General features: G+C 42.7%; 16 protein-coding genes and 1 pseudogene. 9 read left to right on the top strand and 8 right to left on the bottom strand.

The features are described 5' to 3' along the window. The first annotated feature begins 2 nt into the window (after positions 1-2). The 4 genes from BP861_RS02115 (at position 3) to cyaB (ending at position 3298) form a co-directional block, all read left to right on the top strand. Positions 3-1052: a hydroxymethylglutaryl-CoA synthase gene (locus BP861_RS02115; protein ID WP_292372114.1), complete on the top strand. Its 1050-nt coding sequence runs from the start codon at positions 3-5 to the stop codon at positions 1050-1052. 16 nt (positions 1053-1068) lie between these two features. Continuing rightward, complete coding sequence (locus BP861_RS02110) at positions 1069-2241, top strand: thiolase domain-containing protein (RefSeq protein ID WP_292372112.1); 1173 nt, start codon at positions 1069-1071, stop codon at positions 2239-2241. 6 nt (positions 2242-2247) lie between these two features. Continuing rightward, the gene (locus BP861_RS02105) at positions 2248-2646 is read left to right on the top strand and encodes a Zn-ribbon domain-containing OB-fold protein (protein WP_292372111.1); all 399 of its coding nucleotides are present in this window, start codon (positions 2248-2250) and stop codon (positions 2644-2646) included. 118 nt (positions 2647-2764) lie between these two features. Further along, a complete protein-coding gene (gene cyaB, locus BP861_RS02100) occupies positions 2765-3298 on the top strand; it encodes a class IV adenylate cyclase (protein WP_292372109.1) in 534 nt (177 codons plus the stop codon). Between the two features lie 90 nt (positions 3299-3388). On the opposite strand, the gene BP861_RS02095 is transcribed toward cyaB, so the two are convergent. Next, positions 3389-4072 (bottom strand): hypothetical protein, encoded by a 684-nt coding sequence (locus BP861_RS02095; RefSeq protein ID WP_292372106.1) that lies wholly within the window; start codon positions 4070-4072, stop codon positions 3389-3391. A 503-nt stretch (positions 4073-4575) separates the two neighbouring features. On the opposite strand from BP861_RS02095, the gene BP861_RS02090 reads away from it, so the two are divergent. From BP861_RS02090 to BP861_RS02080, 3 genes are read left to right on the top strand one after another with little or no spacing between them, the layout of a single operon-like run. Further along, positions 4576-4929 carry an ArsR/SmtB family transcription factor gene (locus BP861_RS02090; RefSeq protein ID WP_292372104.1) on the top strand — a complete coding sequence of 118 codons (354 nt, stop codon included), beginning with the start codon at positions 4576-4578 and terminating at the stop codon, positions 4927-4929. Between the two features lie 26 nt (positions 4930-4955). Then, positions 4956-7331, top strand: coding sequence for a heavy metal translocating P-type ATPase (locus BP861_RS02085; protein WP_292372102.1), 2376 nt, complete (start codon positions 4956-4958; stop codon positions 7329-7331). A gap of 28 nt (positions 7332-7359) precedes the next feature. Next, complete coding sequence (locus tag BP861_RS02080; RefSeq protein WP_292372100.1) at positions 7360-7560, top strand: heavy-metal-associated domain-containing protein; 201 nt, start codon at positions 7360-7362, stop codon at positions 7558-7560. Between the two features lie 220 nt (positions 7561-7780). Here BP861_RS02080 and metG read toward each other — a convergent pair whose 3' ends face one another. Then, on the bottom strand, positions 7781-9913 hold the full coding sequence (gene metG, locus BP861_RS02075) for a methionine--tRNA ligase (protein ID WP_292372098.1): 2133 nt from the start codon (positions 9911-9913) through the stop codon (positions 7781-7783). A gap of 457 nt (positions 9914-10370) precedes the next feature. Between metG and sppA the strand changes: the two genes are divergently transcribed. After that, positions 10371-11552, top strand: a complete 1182-nt coding sequence (sppA, locus tag BP861_RS02070) for a signal peptide peptidase SppA (protein WP_292372096.1) — start codon at positions 10371-10373, stop codon at positions 11550-11552. Positions 11553-11629: 77 nt separating this feature from the next. On the opposite strand, the gene BP861_RS02065 is transcribed toward sppA, so the two are convergent. The 6 genes from BP861_RS02065 to BP861_RS02040 all read right to left on the bottom strand — a co-directional run bounded on the left by BP861_RS02065 (position 11630) and on the right by BP861_RS02040 (position 20062). Then, complete coding sequence (locus BP861_RS02065) at positions 11630-13651, bottom strand: glycoside hydrolase family 15 protein (protein WP_292372094.1); 2022 nt, start codon at positions 13649-13651, stop codon at positions 11630-11632. Then, the gene (locus tag BP861_RS02060) at positions 13648-14457 is read right to left on the bottom strand and encodes a V4R domain-containing protein (RefSeq protein WP_292372092.1); all 810 of its coding nucleotides are present in this window, start codon (positions 14455-14457) and stop codon (positions 13648-13650) included. The genes BP861_RS02065 and BP861_RS02060 overlap by 4 nt, the downstream gene beginning before the upstream one ends. Positions 14458-14495: 38 nt before the next feature. Next, positions 14496-15692, bottom strand: a complete 1197-nt coding sequence (locus BP861_RS02055; RefSeq protein ID WP_292372090.1) for a glycoside hydrolase family 57 protein — start codon at positions 15690-15692, stop codon at positions 14496-14498. Further along, positions 15689-16825, bottom strand: coding sequence for a glycoside hydrolase family 57 protein (locus tag BP861_RS02050; protein WP_292372088.1), 1137 nt, complete (start codon positions 16823-16825; stop codon positions 15689-15691). The genes BP861_RS02055 and BP861_RS02050 overlap by 4 nt, the downstream gene beginning before the upstream one ends. A 209-nt stretch (positions 16826-17034) precedes the next feature. Further along, on the bottom strand, positions 17035-19182 hold the full coding sequence (purL, locus tag BP861_RS02045) for a phosphoribosylformylglycinamidine synthase subunit PurL (RefSeq protein WP_292372086.1): 2148 nt from the start codon (positions 19180-19182) through the stop codon (positions 17035-17037). A 631-nt stretch (positions 19183-19813) separates the two neighbouring features. Beyond that, on the bottom strand, positions 19814-20062 hold the full coding sequence (locus BP861_RS02040; protein ID WP_292372084.1) for a transcriptional regulator: 249 nt from the start codon (positions 20060-20062) through the stop codon (positions 19814-19816). A 524-nt stretch (positions 20063-20586) separates the two neighbouring features. On the opposite strand from BP861_RS02040, the pseudogene BP861_RS15960 reads away from it, so the two are divergent. Continuing rightward, positions 20587-20696: pseudogene (locus BP861_RS15960) on the top strand (stress response translation initiation inhibitor YciH); the annotation flags it as partial.

Genomic DNA, 20696 nt, shown 5'->3' with positions numbered 1-20696 from the left:
TAATGACTATTGGAATTGTATCTTACGGTGCTTACGTCCCCAGATACCGTATAAAAATTGAAGAAATCGCCCAGCTCTGGGGTGATAATGCAGAGTCTCTTAAAAATGGCCTTATGGTATATGAAAAATCCGTGCCTGATATCGATGAAGACGCAGCAACTATAGCTGTGGAAGCTGCAAGATATGCGATGGCTAGAAGCGGGGTTGATCCAAGCAGGATCGGGGCGGTATATACTGGCTCAGAGAGTCATCCCTATGCCGTAAAGCCAACAAGCACAATTGTCGCTCAGGCTATAGGAGCGACTCCAAACATGACTGCAGCAGACTTCGAATTCGCATGTAAGGCAGGGACAGCCGCAATTCAGGCCTGTATGGGACTGGTAGGTTCAGGGATGATCGACCTAGGTATGGCTATAGGAGCAGATGTTTCCCAGGGAGCCCCAGGTGATGCCCTTGAATATACTGCAGCTGCAGGTGGAGTTGCCTGTCTAATTGGGAGAAAAGAATCCGAGCTTGCCGCGATCATTGAAGACACTTATTCCTTTACAACTGACACCCCTGATTTCTGGAGAAGGGAAGGAATGCCCTATCCTGAGCACGGAGGTCGTTTTACAGGAGAGCCGGGCTACTTCAAGCACGTAACTAACGGCGCAAAAGGTCTTCTGGAAAAACTCGGGACAAAGCCTGAAGATTATGATTATGTGGTTTTCCATCAGCCAAACGGAAAATTCCCTACCAAAGCTGCAAAAACTTTGGGTTTCACCAAGGCCCAGATTGCTCCAGGGCTTGTAGTTCCAAAAATCGGGAACACATATTCAGGTTCCTGTCTAATGGGAATTGCTGCTACTCTGGACCAGGCAAAACCAGGGGACAGGATTTTTGCGACCGCTTTCGGTTCAGGCGCAGGGTCTGATGCTTTTAGCATAACAGTTACAGACAGGATCGAGGAAATCCGGAACAGGGCTCCGACGGTTTCCGAACTGATTAAAGATCCTATATATATTGACTATGCAAGATACGCCAAGCATAAAGGTAAGATCCGCCGGGCATGAAAACGGAGTGAACAATATGAGAGATGTAGCAATTATTGGAGTAAAGAATACCAAGTTCGGAGAACTCTGGGGACGGTCCCTGAGGGATATAGTAGTAGAAGCCGGGACAGGAGCAATCGAAGACGCAGGCGTTGGCGGAAAAGAAATCGATTCCCTTTACGTAGGAAACATGAGCGGAGGCCGATTTATTGATCAGGAACATATAGGGGCTCTTATCGCAGATTATTCTGGACTTTCCAAGAACCTGCATGTTCCGGCTACGCGAGTTGAAGCCGCCTGTGCATCGGGCGGGCTTGCCCTGCGACAGGCCATCATGGCTGTAGCTTCCGGTTATAACGATATCGTTGTTGCGGCAGGAGCAGAAAAAATGACTGATGTCGGCTCTGAGGAGGCGTCTTCAGCTCTTGCAGCAGCGGCTGATCGAGAATGGGAAGGAATGGCAGGGGCAACTTTTCCTGGGATTTATGCAATGATTGCAAGGTTGCACATGCACATGTATGGTACAACCGGCGAACAGCTTGCCGAGGTTGCCGTAAAGAACCATAAAAATGGCTCTTTTAATCCTATTGCTCAGTATAAAAACAGAATTACTGTAGACGATGTATTGAACTCTATAATGGTAGCCGATCCCTTACATATTTTTGACTGTTCCCCAATAACTGATGGTGCTTCAGCTCTTGTGCTTGCCCCAGCGGATATTGCGCACAAGTATACGGATACTCCCATTTATATCAGGGCAACCGCTCAGGCAAGTGACACAATTGCGCTTCATGACCGGCGGGATATTACAACCCTCGATGCAACCGTAATGGCTGGAAAACGGGCGTATTCAATGGCAAAATTGACGCCTAAAGACATCGATCTTGTAGAAGTGCATGACTGCTTCACCATTGCCGAGATTTGCGCAATTGAGGATCTCGGGTTTGCAGAAAAAGGAAAAGGCGGAATTGTCACAGCAAACGGTGAAACTGCAATAGGAGGCAGGATTCCTGTCAATACATCTGGCGGCCTCAAAGCTTGCGGACATCCGGTAGGAGCAACAGGCATAAAGCAGGCTGTAGAAATCGTAACCCAGTTGCGCGGGGAAGCAGGCCAGCGTCAGGTAGAAGGAGCAGAGTACGGTATGACCCACAATGTAGGAGGGTCAGGTGCTACGGCAGTAGTGCATATTTTCTCGAGGGAGAGGTGATATCCGATGTCTTCAGTTCCAAGATTCTGGAGAAGTCTCGGCAGCAGGTATAACCTTGAAGGTACCCACTGTAAAGAATGCGGGGAGTATTTCTATCCCCCACGTAATTTTTGCGTAAATTGCAGACGTGTAGGCCATATTGAGTCTTACAAGTTCAAAGGTACTGGCGAAATAATATCCTACACATTAATTCATACATCTGCGGAAGGTTTTGAAGACCAGGCTCCTTACACCCTTGCAATAATTCAGCTTGATGAAGGCCCCCGTCTGACTTCGCAGGTAATTGGTGACCCAGAAAAGATTCATATTGGAATGAGGGTAAGATCCGTATTCCGTAGACTCGGGGAAGACGGTGAACACGGTATGATCTACTATGGTACCAAATTCGTTCCTGCAGATGAATAAAAGATCCGAATCTTCCGGGTCCTATTTTTCAGACTATTTTTATGGGCTTTTAGCAAGGTAAGGATCTAGCATAATTTAGCCAAATTTAACCAGAATTAACTGGAGATGCCTGAAAACTATGATTGAAATTGAGGTCAAGGTCAGAGCAGACCATTCAAAAGCTTTTCCTATTCTCAAGAAGATAGGGGCAGTAAAACTCGGAGTTGAGGACCAGTCAGATATTTATTTTGCAGCTCCTCATAGGGATTTTGCAAAAACTGATGAGGCACTCAGGATCCGTTCCCTTGATGGTCAGGCTGTGCTGACATATAAAGGCCCCAAACTTGATGGCATCTCCAAAACTAGGGAAGAATTCGAAACTCCTGTAAACGAGGCCGTTATAATACAAATACTACATTCTCTTGGTTTCTCAGAGGCTGGGTTAGTCCGCAAAAAAAGGGAAGTTTTCAGAACGGGAGAAATTACTGTCTGCCTCGATGCTGTCGAAGGGCTCGGGGAATTCCTTGAAGTCGAAATCGTGGCTGAAAGCGAAAAAGAGCTCGAAACTTCAAGGGCAAAGTTATTTGAGTTGCTAAAACAGTTTGGCGTTGGGGAAAAGGATTCTATTCGGACTTCTTACCTTGAGATGGTACTGGAAAAGAATATGGGTTAATATATTGGTAGATGTATTAACCAATCTTCCAACACTTTTCCTTCTATCTTTTATATAAAGTTCGCATAAACTCTTCTTCCACAGTTTTTGTTATTTCCTTCTTATGTATACGATTGCCCCAAGAATTACTGCAATCGCACTGACAGGACTCATGAAAGGAGTAGTGTTTGATTTCTGGGTTTGATTGGAACTTTCTTCCTGCTCGTCTGTTGTTCCTGCGTTATCTGTCATTCCGGTGTCATTTGTCTTATTTTCGGTTTGATTTTCTTCTTGCTCTACTGTTCCAGCATTTTCTACTACTTCGGTTTTGTTTGTTTTATTTTCGGTTTGGTTTTCTTCCGGCCACTTACTCAAAGATTTCAGCTCCTTGACTACTGCGTCTCTATCAGAAACAGGGCGTTTTCCTGGCTCTCCTATAGCAACATGGAAAAGCTGTTGATCTAGATTTATATCCTTTAGCATCAAGAGTACTGATTCGTTCTGAATGAAGTTAGGCTCGGTTGACATCGCTATATTAGTCCCGATTCCACTTCTTACTTTTATGGTTTCTGTGGGCAGAGAGTTATAGAGCCACTCATTAACTTTAACTGTAGCAATCATGTGGTCACGAAACATATCAATCTTACTCACTGTACCAATAACTATGCGGTCAGAGTTGTTTATCTGGTACGGTATTTCGCCGGCTTCTGCAGTAAATGAAGCCGCTGTGAGATTTGGAATCAAAAGAAGTAGTATAAGTGTAAAGAGTATCGAAAACAAGTTTAGGTGTTTCATCAAAATTCTCCTATTCTTTATTTCAATTTGGTAAAGAGTAGGTCATTGAAATTCCTAGCTGGATTTTTTTACAATTTATTGTAGCAGCTGCTTGCTTTTCATTTACTGAAGCAGATTGATCTAACTCCGCTGATACTTAAAAATAAACAGAGAAAAAATAGAAGATTCATTTAGATAACTTACTTCATACTTATCAAACTTCTACAACTATATAAAAATGTTCTCCACATAAAAAAATGTTTTTGTCGAGGACTACATTGTTGTGCTTGAGCAAAAAGAAATATGGATAATCCTTAACTATTTTCTAGCCCGTCACCGAAATTGGTCGGTTCACCTGTACTGTCATTTTTTGACTGGTGAAAAGATTCCAGGTTTACAGGTTTATTATCTGATACAAAAAGCAAACGCTTTAATAGTTTTGGAGTTATTCTTTATATCTGTACATATGAACAGATACTCATATTTAGTATTACTTAAAAGTTGTTCCAATTAGAGGGTTAACTGTGGTTGAACTGGACAAGTGTGATATTCACTGTATACATGACAAGGCGGTACAAGCAGTGCGACAGGCTTTATTTAGTGAAGATGTAGCTGTGTCGCTGGCCGAACTGTTCAAGGCCCTAGGAGATCCGACAAGAGTGAAAATCTTGTTTTCCTTAATGACCAGAGAGCTTTGTGTTTGTGACCTTACCGCTGTAATAGGAGTTTCTGAATCAGCAGTATCTCATCAGCTTAAAATTCTCAGGACTTTACGTCTTGTCAAGTTCAGGAGGGAAGGTAAAATCCTTTATTACTCACTGGCTGATGATCATATTGAGAAATTATTCGCTCAAGGGCTAGAGCATGTTACCGAATAAAAACCGTAAATGATAAGGAAGAAATTATGACCGATACGGCAGAAAAAATGGAATCGACAGTCTCATCCAAACTGCTCGTGACCGGTATAGACTGTCCCGATTGTGCAGCAAAAGTAGAAAAAGCCATTAAACGTATGCTGGGGGTAGTTAACGCAACATTCGTTTTCCCAGCAGGAAACCTCAACATAGAGTATGATCCACAACAAATCGGTGTTAATCAGGTAGTAGACAAGATTAAAAAGTTAGGTTATGAGGCAAGAGAAGACGACCGGAAAATCTCAGAAATTTCTCAAACCACTGATTTTTGCATCACAGGTATGGATTGTGCAGACTGCGCGACTAAATTGGAAAAATATATCTCCAAAGTCCCTGGAGTAGAGACTGCCCACGTCAATTTCGGCGCTTCTAAAATGACGGTAAGTCATAGTGTACCAGCGGCAGAAATTCTGTCAACCATTGAAAAAATGGGTTATTCGGGAAAAGTAGATGAGGGCAATCGGATAAAGAATAAACCGGCTAGTTTCTGGAAATCAAATCAGTATGTCAAGCCCACAGCTATCTCTTTTATTATGCTGATCTCTGGGCTTATTGCTGGAATGCTGGAAACATCGGAATTAATAGTCAATGGGCTGTTCCTTACTGGGATCTTTCTGGGCGGCTTTCTACCAGCCAAGAACGGCATCTCCGTGCTAGTTAATGCCCGAGAATTTGACATGAATTTTCTGATGATCATAGCAGTAATCGGCGCGTCGGCACTTGGTTCTTTTGAGGAAGCCGCAACGGTTGTATTTCTTTTCTCTTTCGGAAACACCTTGCAGAGTTATACTCTCGATAAAACAAGGAATTCTATTCGGGCTTTAATTAAATTAACACCAGATGAGGCTCTGGTCAGGCGAGGAGAAACTGAAATAACGTTACCAGTACAAAAAATTGTAATCGGAGACACAATTATCGTTCGTCCAGGTGAAAGAATTGCTATGGATGGTAAAGTCTCTGCTGGTTACTCTACAGTGAATCAGGCTCCAATCACAGGAGAGTCCATCCCGGTGGAGAAACAACCTGGAGATGAAATATATGCGGGAACTATCAACGAACGCGGTTCGCTTGAGGTCAAAGTTACAAAGCTAGCCAGGGACAATACAATATCCAGAATTATTCATTTGGTTGAAGAAGCTCAGGGATATCGAGCTCCATCTCAACAGTTTGTCGATAAGTTCGCGAAATATTATACTCCTGCTGTTATATTCTTGGCTGCTCTGGTTGCTACGGTACCCCCTTTGGCTTTGGGACAACCATTCGAGAAGTGGTTTTACGAGGCTATGGCTATGCTACTGGTAGCGTGCCCTTGTGCACTGGTGATATCTACACCCGTATCTATCGTATCTGCAATTGGCAACGCTGCTAAAAACGGTATACTCATTAAAGGAGGTAGGTACCTCGAAGAAGCCGGGGCTTTATCAGTAGTTGCCTTTGACAAAACCGGCACTCTTACTGAAGGAAAGCCTCAGGTAACCGATATCATTCCGACTGATGGAATCCCAGATAAGGAGTTCTTATCAATAGCCTCGGCAATTGAAAGCCGGTCGGAACATCCTTTAGCCGAAGCGATTGTCAAATCCGCTAAAGAACATGGAGCTGAAATCTCAAATATATCAGCATTTGAGGCAATTCCCGGAAAAGGAGCCAGAGCAATGGTTAAGGGCAAGACTTACCAGATCGGGAATTCCAGGTTATTTACAGAGCAGGCAATAGATCTTAAAAATATAGAAAGTGAAGTTTCCCGTCTGCAGAATGAAGGAAAAACAGTAATGATGCTAGGAGACGAGGAACGCGTTTTGGGCCTCATCGCTGTGGCGGATGTGTTGCGGGAAAATTCTGGACAGGCTATCAATAAATTAAAAAAAGCCGGTGTTAAAAAAGTCATCATGCTCACTGGAGATAATGAAAGCACTGCCCGTGCTATTGCCACAAAATCGGGAGTTGATGATTTCCGAGCAGACTTATTGCCAGAAGACAAAGTAGATGCGATTAAGAGACTCCTTGCTGAGCATGGCACGGTAGCTATGGTTGGAGATGGCGTCAATGATGCTCCGGCAATGGCAATGTCCACAGTCGGTATTGCAATGGGAGCTGCAGGCACTGATACAGCACTGGAAACTGCGGATATCGCCTTGATGGCTGACGACCTTACAAAACTGACCTACACTATCAGACTGAGCAGAAAAACACTGAGCATCATCAAACAAAATATCTTTTTTGCCTTAATAATTAAAGGATTAATTCTTCTGATGGTCGTCCCAGGTTGGCTGACTCTGTGGCTGGCTGTGGCAGGGGATATGGGAAGTTCGCTTCTAGTTACTCTGAATGGTATGAGATTATTGAGAGTGAAACATGAGGATTAAATTAATCCATGAATGAGGAGGACGAAAGATGGAGAATTTAAAAGTTTTAGGTGTGGACTGCAACAACTGTGCGGCAAACGTGCGTAAAGCCCTAGAAGGTGTAAATGGTATTGAAAATCTTGATATAAGACTTTCAGAAAAGATAGCTATAGTAACCTTTGATCCTGAAAAGGTTAGCAAGCAGGAAATCACTGAAAAAGTAGAAGACTTCGGCTATGATGTCGAATAAATAAAGTATGTATTTCACTCCAGATTAATGCCTATAATTTGAGATGTTTTCTCAACATTTAGGAAAGGAAACTTTCAGGCTATTAAAGCCATTAAATTACTGAGCTTCTCCAAAAGCAATTTATTCTTAGCAAAAATCTAAAATTATTCATGCCCGCACTCTTACGGGCATGAAAACAGGTAACTTTTGATTTATTCCTAATCACTCTAAATCCTGAATTTTATCTTATTCTTGAACCCGGCTTTATCTCTTTGTCTGGCATGAGCGCTGCTACAATTTCCCCTCCATCGTCGGCTGCGAGCATCATACCGTTTGATTCAACTCCGCAGAGTTTGGCAGGTTTCAAGTTGGCGAGTACGATTACAGATTTTCCGATCAGATCTTCAGGCGTGTAATACGAAGCAAGGCCTGCAACAAGCTGCCTTGGCTTTTCTTCGCCGATGTCCACTTCAACCCTGATGAGCTTTTTTGACTTTTTTACAGGTTCGGCGAGAAGAACCTTTCCTACGCGGATGTCGAGTTTTGAAAAGTCTTCATACTCGATAGTGGGAAGAGTTTCTTTTTCCTCTTGCTCGGGTTTTGCTGCGTTTTCAGCTTTTTTGGCTGATTTTGCTTCTTCGGCGGGCCCCATCCCTTCGGATTTAGCGGGTTCTTTACCGTTACCTTTTCCTGCGACTTTCTTTGCATCTGCGGCTCTTACCCTCTGATTTGCGATCTCTTCCATTTCCCCTATCCTGTCATCCTCGAGTTTGGTGAAAAGGATCTTGGGTTTTGCAAGTTTTGTACCTGCTTTTAGAGGTACGAGAGCTTCATCATACAGGGCGGCGTGCAGGTCTTCTTCCTGCCTAAGCTCTTTCCATGCAGTTTCCATACTTTCCGGGACCACTGGCTCGAAAATAAGGCATAGAGCTTTTGCTAGGTGGAGACAGTTGTAAATCACCTTTCCACAGGCTACCTTATCCTGCTTTATCAGACTCCAGGGTTCATGGGACTGGAAGTAGGTGTTTCCGAAAGATGCAAGGGACATTGCGGAATCAACGGCTTTTTTGAACTCGTATTCGGCCATTGAGTCTTTTACTCCCTTCAGAGCCTTTTCTATCTCTTCCCTTACCTCAGGTTCAAGCTCTCCTGCGGGAACTTCTCCATAGTTCTTGAAAGCGAAGAGCATTGTCCGATATAGGAAATTCCCGAGCACGGCAACAAGCTCGGTGTTTATCTTTTCCTGAAGCACGCGCCAGGAGAAATTCAGCTCCTTTGTGTGGGAGGTATAGCTTGCCAGATAATATCTCAATAAGTCCGGATGGAAACCATGGTCTAGGTAATCTTCTCCTACCCAGACCACATTACCTCTGCTCTTGGAAAACTTTTTATCTTCAATTTTGACCATGCCTGAAGCTACAACAGCTGAAGGCACCGAGTAATCTGCGCCTTTAAGCATAGCCGGCCAGAAGATGCAGTGGTGATAGGTAATGTCCCCTCCTATAAAATGGACAATTTCCCCGTTATTTTTCCAGTATTTTTCCCAGGAGTCCCCTGCTTTTGCAGCCCATTCCTCGGTAAAAGCGATATACCCTATGGGAGCATCTACCCAGACATAGACCACAAGATCATCATGTCCAGGGAATTTTACTCCCCATTCTAGATTCCGGGTAATGCACCAGTCTGTAAGTCCCTGCTTTACCCAGCCCAGTGCATAGTTCCTGGCATTGCTGGTTCCGCCAAGATCATTTGAGAGATAATCCATCAGGTAGTCACTGAAATCAGAAAGTTTGAAAAAGAAATGTTCCTGCTGTCTGTACTCGGCAGGTCCTCCGCAAATAGTGCAGACAGGATTCTGAAGTTCTCCAGGCTCAAGGTGTTTTCCACATCCTTGATCGCACTCGTCTCCTCTTGCTATTTCGCCGCAGTGAGGACAGGAGCCTTCTACGTAGCGGTCAGGGAGAAAACGATTACATTTCGGGCAATAGGCAATTTCGATAGTTTTCGGGTATACATAGCCTTTTTCAATCAGCCTGTTGACAATATCCAGGGTTCGGTTGTGGTTTTCAGGATCATCAGTTGTCCCAAAAGCATCAAAGTAAACTCCTAGCTGCTTGAAAGTCTCGTCAAAATGTTTGTGATAGACCTCTACAAGCTCTTTAGGGGTGATCCCGAGCTCTTCTGCATTTACGACAATGGGGGTGCCGTGAGTGTCCGAGCCGCAGACAAAAGTAACGTCCCTTCCTTCCTTTCTTAGGGAACGGGCAAAAATATCAGCGGGCACATAAGTCCGGAGATGCCCGATATGAGCCTTGCCGTTTGCATAAGGCAGGCCACAAGTGACAAGTACGGGTTTACTAGATGATTCTGGCATTCTTATCTCCACATATTTTTTATGAATATATTCCTCTTCGAATATTGCAATTCAGAAATATATTTCGCTCATACTTTTTGATCAAACTTTTTTCGAAAAAGTTTGTTGCAATTCAGAAATATATTTCGCTCATATTTCTTGATCAAACTTTTTTGAAAAAATACTGTAATTCTAAATATTTTGCTACTAGGTTTTACAAGGTAACTTATTTGAGGGATAGTTAATAATTCTATATAAAGAAGGATGAGATATAGACACAGGTTAATAATAGCTCCGACAACTTAAGCTCTTAAACAAATTATATTGCCTGTAGATTTCTGTAAGTTCTCCTTCTTGCATCGCCTGCTATAATAATATATGTACTTGTGTAATTAAACATGTAAATGATTTTTAAGACCACAGACTAAAGCAACAAATCTAAAATATACGGTCCTAAAATATACGGGTTCTATCAGATATGAACGATAAAAACATAAACCCTGAAGGCACCAACTCAAAAGATCTATCTGGAGATGACAACTTAGAAAGCAGTCCTCACAACGGAAGAGAAAACTCCGTGCCTGATAATGGAACTTACGGTACGAGTGATAACTCCTTCAACGGGTCTGCCCCTGATGATTCGGAAAAAACGGTTAATCAGAGAACCCAGGTTGAGACTTCTGAAAATAAAGAAATAAATAAGAGTTTAAACATGAATCCCAATCCGTATCCTCAGAACAAAAAGCGTAGATGGATGCCCTACCTGCTGGTCGTCCTTGCTCTTGTTTCTGTCATAATGGTGAGTCTTGCGGTAATTTCTTCCAATCTCGGTATTGGGGAAAGCTTGGGAAGTCCGGAGAAGGTAGCTGTTATCTACGTCCAGGGCACCATATTTTCCGGAAACGTTGCTGAAGGGCTTGGTTATGCTACTTCCGAAGAAATTACAGGAAATATACACAGGGCTGCCGCAGACGACGGGGTCAAGGCAATTGTGCTTAGAATTGACAGTCCTGGAGGGTCTCCGGCAGCAGCCCAGGAAGTCGTGGAAGAAATTAAAAAAGTTCAGGCAAAAGGAATTCCTGTGGTTGTGTCCATGGGAGATCTTGCAGCCAGTGCAGCATATTATATCTCTGCGCCGACCGATTACATTATTGCAAACCCCTCTACGAATACCGGATCTATTGGAGTGATCTGGATCTTCCAGAACATGTCTGCCTCTTATAATGAAACAGGTGTAGATTATTATGTTGCAAAATCAGGAGAAATGAAAGATATGGGAAGCACCTGGAGAGGGCTTACTGATGAGGAAAAAGAGTATGCTGATTCCGTGGTTATGGAATGCTACGAAAATTTCGTAACCGAAGTTTCCGAGGGGCGCAACATGTCCAGAAGTGAAGTAAAAACCCTTGCCGATGGTCGCATATATACCGGAACCAAGGCAAAGGAACTTGGGCTTGTGGACGATTTTGGAAATCTTTATGATGCAATTGACAAGGCTGCGAAACTTGGAGGAATTTCAGGAGAACCCAAAGTTGAATATATGAACAAGGCAAGTCTTTCAAAGCTGATTCTAGGTTCGGGATCCGGAGGATCAAATGAGACAGCCGAACAATTTGTCAGTTACTTTGAAGACAGTCCATATGGAAGAATCCTTGCCTGAATTATTTTTAACTCTCTTTTTTTCAATTTATTTATTTATTTATTTATTTATTTATTTATTTTTAATTCCTTTTTCCTTTAACCTTCCTTTGTGTTATCGACTTTTCTCCTGCAAATTTTGTCCAGAAGCAGAATGTTATTAAGTATAAGAGACCCGCTCCAGCCTAGAGGAATTGCCCAGGCAGGATTGCCTGTAGACTGATCTACCTGTTCAGGAAGAAGTCCTGTACTGGTTGCTCCGGCAAGAGCCCATTTAAGGTATTCAATTCCTTCATCGGTCAGCCTTTTCATGTTTTCATCATACCCTTCTTCCTTTTTATAGGGAATCTTATTCGTGGGAGTAAGTATTGCTTTTTCATATGGGAGGTCAAGGGCAAGAGAAAACATTGCTTCCGAAAGCCAGAGTGTAGTTACTATCCACGGATTTCCGTTTATGTAACTGTCATTTTCATACCTTTTGATGCCGTAACCGAGATTGACGGATATTGAAAGCTTTTCCTGAATGTTTTCTATCATAAACTGGATCATATCTCTCTCGACAGGATTTTTTGGAGAGAGCATTCCAAAAGGAACATAAGTGCCGAGAATACTTGCATCCACGATTTTATCCAGTTTCTCGTTAATAACTCCTTTTGCAAAATAACCTTCCTGAAGCCAGAAACGGTCAATTGTAGCCTGCTTGATGAACTCTGCCCTCTTTTTCCAGCGTCTTGCCATACCAGCCTCCCCGTTTTCTTCAGCCAGGTGGGAAGCTCCCATGAGCCCGGCATAAATTGAGGCATTCGTATAGGTGAAAATTCCATAGTAAGTCTCCCAGAGATCCATACAGCTTTCGTGAATTCCTGACTTGGTCCGCTTCATTAGGTATTCGGCAGCCCTGAGTATAGAGACCCAGACTTCTTCAAGAAACTCAGCTTTTTTCAGGCCTTCGAGAATCCTATAATAAACGTCCATAGCATAGAGCGTGGATCCGGTTTCGTCGATCTGAGTCGAGTAGTCAAAATTGCCCCAGGAGGGAGCTATATCTCCGTTAAGCCAGTAGCGTTGAAACCAGGAACCATCAGAAAGCTGAGTCTGGATGCACCATTTGAAAAATATATCGCAATACTCCGGATAGCCTGAGTGCTTTAATGCGAGCACGATTTCTGCGGCATCTCTATTCCAGCAGAATCCATATCCTCCGCATTTCTCGAAGTTTGAGTCAAATTCCGGAGCAGCCACGAAAGATCCATATTCGTGGTCATTAAGGAGGTAAAGCATGAGAAGAGCCCGGTTGTAGGCGTTGAACAGTTCCTGACGCAGGTTATTGTATTCCTCAAGCCCAGGAATTTTGATTACCTGCTTTCTGGAAAGCCACATAACCCAGTGTTCTCGCGTTTTTTCAAAAATATATTCAAGAGGCATTTTTGAGACCTCTTGTATCCTTTTATGCAGGAGGCGTCTGGAAGAAGCAGCTCCTATAAGGATAACAAACTCGTTTGCTCCGTCAGCTTCCAGCTCAAGGTCCCAGCCAGCCACGTTATTGATATTTCCTATGTCTTCTTTGTTCCCCTGGAGTTTTCCGTCTTCCATATCATATTTGGAATTCGTCCACCATATGGTATCCATTGCCTTTCCGATTTGCCACTCCGTAAATTCTGGCTGGGAGTATATCCCTATATGATAATTTTGCCAGTACTGTACGAGCAAATGAGTCTCGGTATCACAAAAACCGGAGTTTTTCTTGGAGGTTTCCCCTACATCGAAATTTGAATAATAAAAGAATTTTCCTGAAATTTTTTTCTGAGACTGGATCTTAAACCTGCGGATAAGTACGGGCACTTCAGGGTGTACAAGATCAAGAATAGAAATTCGGATTCCCGACTCATGATACAGTTTTGTGGACACGATATTTGTGTCCTCTATATAGTTCTGGACGCTATGCCACTCGTTATCGTTGGTCCAGAGAAGCCTTTCTCCTGTATGGATACAGGCAACGGACTCTTCAACGTGCTGAGCATGGTCTCGCCGAGGATAAAAAAAACCTAAAATTTCCCCCTTTTTACCCATTGTTACAAGCAGCTCGTCATTTCCGAGAATGACATTGGGTTGCTTTATCACCGCTTCTCCCCTCTCAGCTGGTATTCCTGACTTGTACCGCCCGATGGTGCCAGCGAGATTATGTGCTCGCAGACCTTCTTTCCTGTAGCTTTACAGCTTACTTCCCTAACACTTATATTTTTCCCGAAGTATTCGGTCAGGTAACCTGCAAAATAGCCACTCATAAAGGCACAAACTGGTTGGTCAGACCCTCCATAAACATCAGCTATAAACGAGTCTTTCACAATGATTTTTCCTTCATACGTCTTTGGATCACATTCGATTTCCAGAATTCCCCACCCTACACCTTTGTAGAGTTCTGCAAGCACGCTTGCAAAATTACTGTCATTAAGGTTCAGAATACTCTTGAAATACTTGGCTGCGTGAATCCCTCCCTTAAGTCCTGAAATTGTAAGAAGTCCCTCTGCATGCGGTGCACTCTGGTTGAGAGTTTTTATAATATCAACAATTGTAAGTGCCCTTGCCATAACTCCCCTTACCCCTATAACATTTAGAGGAAAGTCCACGGAATAAACCATCCCGTATTCTGAAATTCCATACTCTACCTCGCTTACAACCTCAAGTTCCTTTATTTTTCGGGCAAAATTGTCCGGATCAACATCTTTGTTAAGTTCGGTAAATACCGAGTATTCTCCGGTTTTCTGTGTGATATTATCCAGATGACCAAACATTATGAACGCGTTCTCTTTTTCGAGAAAATCGGTTATTAAAGACAGAGCTCCTGGTTCTTTCGAATAAATTATTTTATACCATACAATCTGCGAGCTTTCATTGAAGCCTGCAAACATGAATAAATCCCTTACCATGTGACCTGACTCCCATGAATTAGTATGTATTCATTTAGTTAAGCTATTGCGCTAAGTTTCCTGAATACCTGTGCTTTAAAATCCATAAGTACAGCCATGAAATTGACCGCTGCATCGAAAGGTGTCGAGTGGACACTAAAATATGAATGTACATCCCCATCTCCGAGCCATTTGGTACACATATAGTAGTAATGATCCGAAGTCAGCATGTGCTTCCATATACGCAAGATTTCAGGGTCTCCTGTCTTCCTTACAAAGGGCTCAAGCAGCTTTATTTCTTCAAAACAACGCCTTTGCATATCGTTACCAAGCCATGCGCTGGTATCACGTTCCATATCAGCCCAGGAAATTGTGGAGAAATCCCCAATATCGATCTCGGCTACAGGGGAGTATTTCTCGACAAGCTCAGTAGGAGTGCTGAAATCCAGGTTAGTCTTGAGCACTTCCCCGGGGAGCTCTTTCAGGAAGGAAAATATTCCTGTTTCTTCCCACTGATGCTCTCCGAATGTCTCATAATCCATAAATATATTAACACAGTCTTCTTTATTTCCTGAAGCCCATGAGGCCCATTTCTCTGCAGTCAGGGGATATCCATCCCACCACCTTGCCGAAAACCTGTATCCGATATCGTCACTTAGCTTGTAGTTCCTGAAGATTATGGGAAGTCCCGAACCTTTTGCCCTGTAAAGCACATTGGGAGACCTTCCGTCAAGCATATGGTCCGCACCTTCGGTAAGGATTGCCCTGTACCCTAGATCCGATACAAGTTTTGCTATCGTGTTATTGTAAAGCAGTTCGGTGTTCCGGAAGACCTGAGGTTTAACTCCCAGAAGGTCAAACATAAGTTCTCTGTGTTCCTTTATCTCCTCAACAAATTCGGTTTTGTCTTCAAAAAGGCTTGAAAGGGAATGATAAAAGGTTTCGTCCAGGAATTCCACTGCTCCGGTTTCAGCCATCTGTCGGAAGCTTTCTAGGACATCTTTTCCCCAGAGTTCGCTTTGTTCGAGCAGGGTTCCTGTAACCGAAAGAGAAAACCTGAATTCTCCTTTATGTTCGTCAAGAGCGTCAAGGAGGAGCCTGTTTGTAGGAATGTAGCATTTCTGGGCTACTCTTTCAAAGATCTCCCTGTTGCTTCTCTCGTCAAAATAACGGAAAAAACCTGATCGGTCATCAGGCCAGAACCTGCGCAATCTAAATGGTTGATGTGCCTGGAAGTATATGCAAACCGAGGTCATGCTCCCTCCTCCAGCACAGCTCTCCTGAAATCGGAAAGGATGGAGAAATAATTGACAGCCTTTTCATACCCTTCTCTGATATTCCCAGAATTCATGGAAAAAAAGATTTCACTCTGCTGAAGGTAACCGAATATCTGTTTAAGTTCGTGATAGTTCTTGTTTTCCTTAATTCCTGAAAGTTCTTCTCCAATTCTCACCAGTTCTCGCAGGTAAAGCTGCTGAGCGTGGTTTCCTAATGCATTATGCATCCCATAACGGATTGTCTGTTCGGTTCCCAGGGTAGGAAGTTTGAAGGGCTCAAACCGCTTGACAGCCTCAGATGGTGTTAGCATCTCGATACTTCTTGATTCGAGGGCTTCTGGTAACTTACGGATAAACTCAGCTATCATACTTTCATTTCTGTAATGACAGCAGAGATTTGCGTAATTAAAATAGAGGGTCAGGACGTCACCTTCCATACTGGCAATCCAGTCCACGAATTTTTCAGGAATAAGAGGATAACCTTGCCAGTTTTTTTCCGAAAAGCGCAGTTCAAGGTCTTCGCTAAGGTTTATGTGCCTCAGCAAAGTCAGAAGACGGTTCTCAAAGACATGTACAGGATCATATCCATTCATAAGGTTCCTGGATCCCTCGGCGATAAGACCCTTAAAACCCAGGTCGGAAAGAATTTTTCCTACTCTTTCAGTGTACAGAAGTTCGGTATTTACGAAAACCTTGGGTGTGATACTCAGTAATTCCTTAAGAATTTCCCTGTACATGAGCACTTCCTCCTTAAACCAGGAAAGGTCAGGATACACTGAACTCAGGGAGTGATAATTACAACTCCCTGTAAATTCTACGCTCCTGCTTTCCCCAAGTTCGCGGAATGATTCGAGAAGTTCGGGATCCCACCGACACTGTTCAAGAAAAGGCCCGGACAAATCAAAGGAATATTTTCCTCCCCTTTCAACAGATTCCAGAATCAAATCATTGAGACGCAGAAACTGCTGACTTGTTTTTAAAAATTTTGAAAAAATATTATTCCGGTCAAAATACCGGTCCATTTCAGGCATCCCGCAAAACCCTTCTACAGGCCAGTACCACTTGGGACTGTAAGGTAGATGCACTCCCATACAAATACATACAGCTTTCATAACAAAATAATCTAGTGCGGAAACCTACTAAAAACTATTGTTTTGGTTAACTCATAACTATCTTTATGCCAAATTTTAACTTGCAGCAGGATTAGAAATACTGAGGATAAGATCAAAAAGCAAATTTTTTAATTTTCAGAATGAACTATTGTAAAAAAAGAGTTGTAAAAATAAAAAAAATGGGATGAAATCTAAAAACAAAAGGGACTTTATCCTATCATAAACCTTGTAAGGCTGCCGTATGCATCGGAGATTTCTTTGAGGGACAGGGAAATCTCGAAATCTTTTCCTTTAACCTCAAGGGAATTTCCTCCTACATTGCCGATTATCTTATGAGGCACGTCTTTGAGAATTTCCAGTACAGCCTCAGGTTCGCCTGTTGCAAGTAGAGCTCTTGCTGGAGTTTCTGAGAATAACAGTTCCTCAGTTTTCAATTCTGCAATTTCACTCAGGTCTATCTTTGCACCGGAATTCCTGCACATCCTTGCAAGTCCGGCAGCAATTCCTCCAAGGGATAGATCATGTGCCGAACTGAGTTTCCCACTCCTTGCAGCTTCGATTACGGCTTTTATTATCTCAGGAGTATTTTCCGGGACATGGGGGATTTTTCCGGCATTCTGGGCTCCTAAACAGGTGTAATATTCGGAACCTCCCATATCTGCAGTTGTTTCTCCTACCAAGAAGATGGTATCTCCGGATTTTGCAAAGAAGCCTGAAGGGAGAGGAGTTTCAAGGTTAACTTTTCCTATCATTCCTATTGAAGGGGTTGGGAGAATTGCAGTCTTTAACTCATCACTTTCATTATATAGCGAAACATTTCCTCCAACTACCGGGATTGAAAGTTCCCGTGCCTGGTCTCCAAGCCCAAGTACGGCATTTTTGAATTGCCAGTAGATCTCCGGGCGATCTGGATTTCCAAAGTTCAGACAGTTTACAATGGCAAGCCCTTCAGCGCCTTTTACTGCAAGGTTCATGACGTTTTCGATTACTGCAGTCTTTCCTCCGTTATAGGGGTCAAGAAGAGTGGCTCTTGGCTGGCAGCCGCAGGAAAGTGCAATTCCTCTTTTATCGGTAATTCTTAGAACGCCAGAGTCTTCTCCAGGTTTGACAACTGTTCTCAACTGGACTTCATGGTCGTATTGCCTGTAAATCCATTCTTTTGAGGCGATATTATAGGAAGACAGGACTTTCAGGAAAGCTGCTTTTAGATCTTCCGGAGTTTCGGGGGCTTTACTTTCTTCAATCTTGGGAATAGGAGTTACTGAGGGTTTTTCACAGGTCGGAGCTCCGCCTGTTAGAAGATCTATTGGAATATCCGCAACAATTTCCCCTTTGAATTCAACCGTATAATTTGGCTTCTCTGTCAAGTATCCCACTACAGCTCCATTAAGGTCGTATTTTGCTACCAGAGCAAGTACTGCATCAACGTCTTCAGGAGCTACTTCAAAGACCATGCGTTCCTGAGACTCTGCAAGCAGGATTTCATACGCGTTCATGTTTGGTTCGCGCTGGGGCACTGCATCTGCAATAATGTGGGCTCCAAGTCCTCCCTTTGCAGCCAGTTCTGAGCTTGCTCCTCCAAGACCCGCCGCTCCGAGATCTTTGCAGGATTTTATATAGCCTTTCTCCATTGCTTCCAGCGTCATTTCGATTACAAGTTTTTCGGTATATGGGTCTCCCACCTGGACGCTTGGACGGTCTTCGGCTTCGGCTGATTCTGAAAGGTCTCTGGAAGCAAAGGAAGCTCCTCCAAGGCCATCTCTTCCTGTGTTGGAACCTGCAAGCACAAGCTTGTTTCCGGCTTTCTGGGAACGAGCAGTTATGACCTCATCTTCCCGGCAGAGCCCTACTGCAACCACATTTACAAGAGGGTTTCCACTATATTTTCTGTCAAAGAAAGTCTCACCATTGACCACAGGCACTCCTATGCAGTTTCCATATCCTGCGATTCCCTTAATTATCTGCTCAAAAAGGAACATATTTTTTGGAGTGTCCAGAGGCCCAAAATAGAGTGGATCCATAAGGGCTATTGGGCGGGCTCCCATTGATATTATATCCCTTACGATGCCTCCTACTCCGGTAGCAGATCCATTATAGGGGTCAACATATGAAGGGTGATTATGGCTTTCCATACCTATAGCAAGCACGTATTCATCTTCGAATTTTATAATTGCAGCATCGTCTCCGGGGCCGATAATTACGTTTTCCCCCGTGCTGGTAAAAGTTTTTAGGAGAGGAGCACTTGAGCGGTAGGAACAGTGTTCGCTCCATAAGTTTAAAAAGCAGCCCTGTTCTACTAGGGTGGGCTCTCGCCCGAGTTCTTTTTTAATGATCTTAAGGTCTTCTTCAGGTAACATTGCCTTGCCTCTGATGCTTAATCCTTTTTTGGATACCGAAGCTTCGGTTTCTCTAATAGATTATTCCCTAATTCCGGATTTTTCAGTATTAGTATTAACAGCTTATGCCGACATAAAGGAATAAGGATTAAATAAATATTTCTAACATCCGTACTGCGCTTCCCGATTTCCGCTTCCCGATTTCCGTCTCGGGAGGACGGTGCCCTTTTCGCTTCGCTCAAGAGGGCTGAATTTGGGGTAAGAAGAGGTGTTTTTCAACTTGCTAAATAAAGCTGATTTACCTGCAATCTTTTTCAATAAACTGCTTGCCTGCAAGCCTTTTTAAAAAAGGCTTGAGCGAAAAACCCCTATGAGCGGCGTGATCACAACCCTTTTTTGAAAAAGGCTTGACCGAAAATCCCAGCTTAATCTAAAACGACGTGACGGCGTGATCAACCGGCGTCACACTTGCAGGTAAACATTTGTACTCAAGAGGACTAAATAATAATGAAGATACTTGCTGAATCAAGAGGACTGAATTTCGGTTATGAAAAATCGTCTTGGAATTTTTACTGGTTAAGAATTAAATTGGTTTTGGAAAGATATATGGATAAAAAGTATTTGAAATAAAGTGGATTAAAGAAATTTAAGGTTAGATCTGCTGGATCATTTTTTCCACTTTTACTCCGGATTCAGTAAGAGCATACATTTCATCTTTTTTTGTAATTAATTCTTTCTGTTCAAGTTCTTCAAGAGTTTTTGCGATGGTAGGGTGTGCAACTCTCAGGGTTTTCGATACTCTTTTCCCTTCCATTTCTCCTTTTGAAGAAAGTAAGGAGAGCACTTTTTGTCTTATATTGTTTCCGTTTACAAAACCTATTAAATCGTTCAATTCGTTCATCAGGTGCCCCCGAATTTTATTTATATAATTAACACTTTTATACTGCTATATTTATATAATAGAAGTGCATATATATGCACTGCAGGTTAGTAGAAAGAGATGGGATTCAAGATATATCTAACTTATTGCTGGATAAGAGAAGCTCTTTCCGGCAAAATCGGGGATTTTAAGCTTTTTTGACTTTTTGGCTTAGGCACTTTTCCGGAGTGGCAATTTCTTGAATTTTTTAGACGTTTTCTCCATCTTTCTCACTTGTAGTCTTTATTAGTCTATACTCTTCACCAAATTATATTATTATATAGTTTACAAACGAATATTATATAAAAAATTGAAAAATAATAAGCTCTGGCTGGCTTTTTATATTGTTGAGAATTTCTGATTATTAACTGAAATTCAATATAAAGTGCCTGAAAAATACCATTAGGCTTTAATATCATCATTGATAAGTACTTTATATCTATTTAGTTATTTTTAGATGTAAATTACATATGCAATGATTACAAATTCGGAGGATATACCAACAAATGAGCAGCGGAATGTGCCCAGTATGCGGGCTTCCAAAAGAACTTTGCATTTGCGAAGAAGTTGCCAAAGAGCAACAGAGAATTACCGTAAAAGTTAACAGAAGAAGATA

Source organism: Methanosarcina sp. UBA411, assembly GCF_002495725.1.
Taxonomy (GTDB): domain Archaea; phylum Halobacteriota; class Methanosarcinia; order Methanosarcinales; family Methanosarcinaceae; genus Methanosarcina.
This window is presented reverse-complemented; position numbering and strand designations above follow the sequence as displayed.

Excerpts from the sequence above, each read along its gene's own strand:
- BP861_RS02115 (WP_292372114.1), top strand. The coding sequence starts at position 3 with ATGACTATTGGAATTGTATCTTACGGTGCTTACGTCCCCAGATACCGT.
- BP861_RS02110 (WP_292372112.1), top strand. The coding sequence starts at position 1,069 with ATGAGAGATGTAGCAATTATTGGAGTAAAGAATACCAAGTTCGGAGAA.
- BP861_RS02105 (WP_292372111.1), top strand. The coding sequence starts at position 2,248 with ATGTCTTCAGTTCCAAGATTCTGGAGAAGTCTCGGCAGCAGGTATAAC.
- cyaB (WP_292372109.1), top strand. The coding sequence starts at position 2,765 with ATGATTGAAATTGAGGTCAAGGTCAGAGCAGACCATTCAAAAGCTTTT.
- BP861_RS02095 (WP_292372106.1), bottom strand. The coding sequence starts at position 4,072 with ATGAAACACCTAAACTTGTTTTCGATACTCTTTACACTTATACTACTT.
- BP861_RS02085 (WP_292372102.1), top strand. The coding sequence starts at position 4,956 with ATGACCGATACGGCAGAAAAAATGGAATCGACAGTCTCATCCAAACTG.
- BP861_RS02080 (WP_292372100.1), top strand. The coding sequence starts at position 7,360 with ATGGAGAATTTAAAAGTTTTAGGTGTGGACTGCAACAACTGTGCGGCA.
- metG (WP_292372098.1), bottom strand. The coding sequence starts at position 9,913 with ATGCCAGAATCATCTAGTAAACCCGTACTTGTCACTTGTGGCCTGCCT.
- sppA (WP_292372096.1), top strand. The coding sequence starts at position 10,371 with ATGAACGATAAAAACATAAACCCTGAAGGCACCAACTCAAAAGATCTA.
- BP861_RS02060 (WP_292372092.1), bottom strand. The coding sequence starts at position 14,457 with ATGGTAAGGGATTTATTCATGTTTGCAGGCTTCAATGAAAGCTCGCAG.
- BP861_RS02055 (WP_292372090.1), bottom strand. The coding sequence starts at position 15,692 with ATGACCTCGGTTTGCATATACTTCCAGGCACATCAACCATTTAGATTG.
- BP861_RS02050 (WP_292372088.1), bottom strand. The coding sequence starts at position 16,825 with ATGAAAGCTGTATGTATTTGTATGGGAGTGCATCTACCTTACAGTCCC.
- purL (WP_292372086.1), bottom strand. The coding sequence starts at position 19,182 with ATGTTACCTGAAGAAGACCTTAAGATCATTAAAAAAGAACTCGGGCGA.
- BP861_RS02040 (WP_292372084.1), bottom strand. The coding sequence starts at position 20,062 with ATGAACGAATTGAACGATTTAATAGGTTTTGTAAACGGAAACAATATA.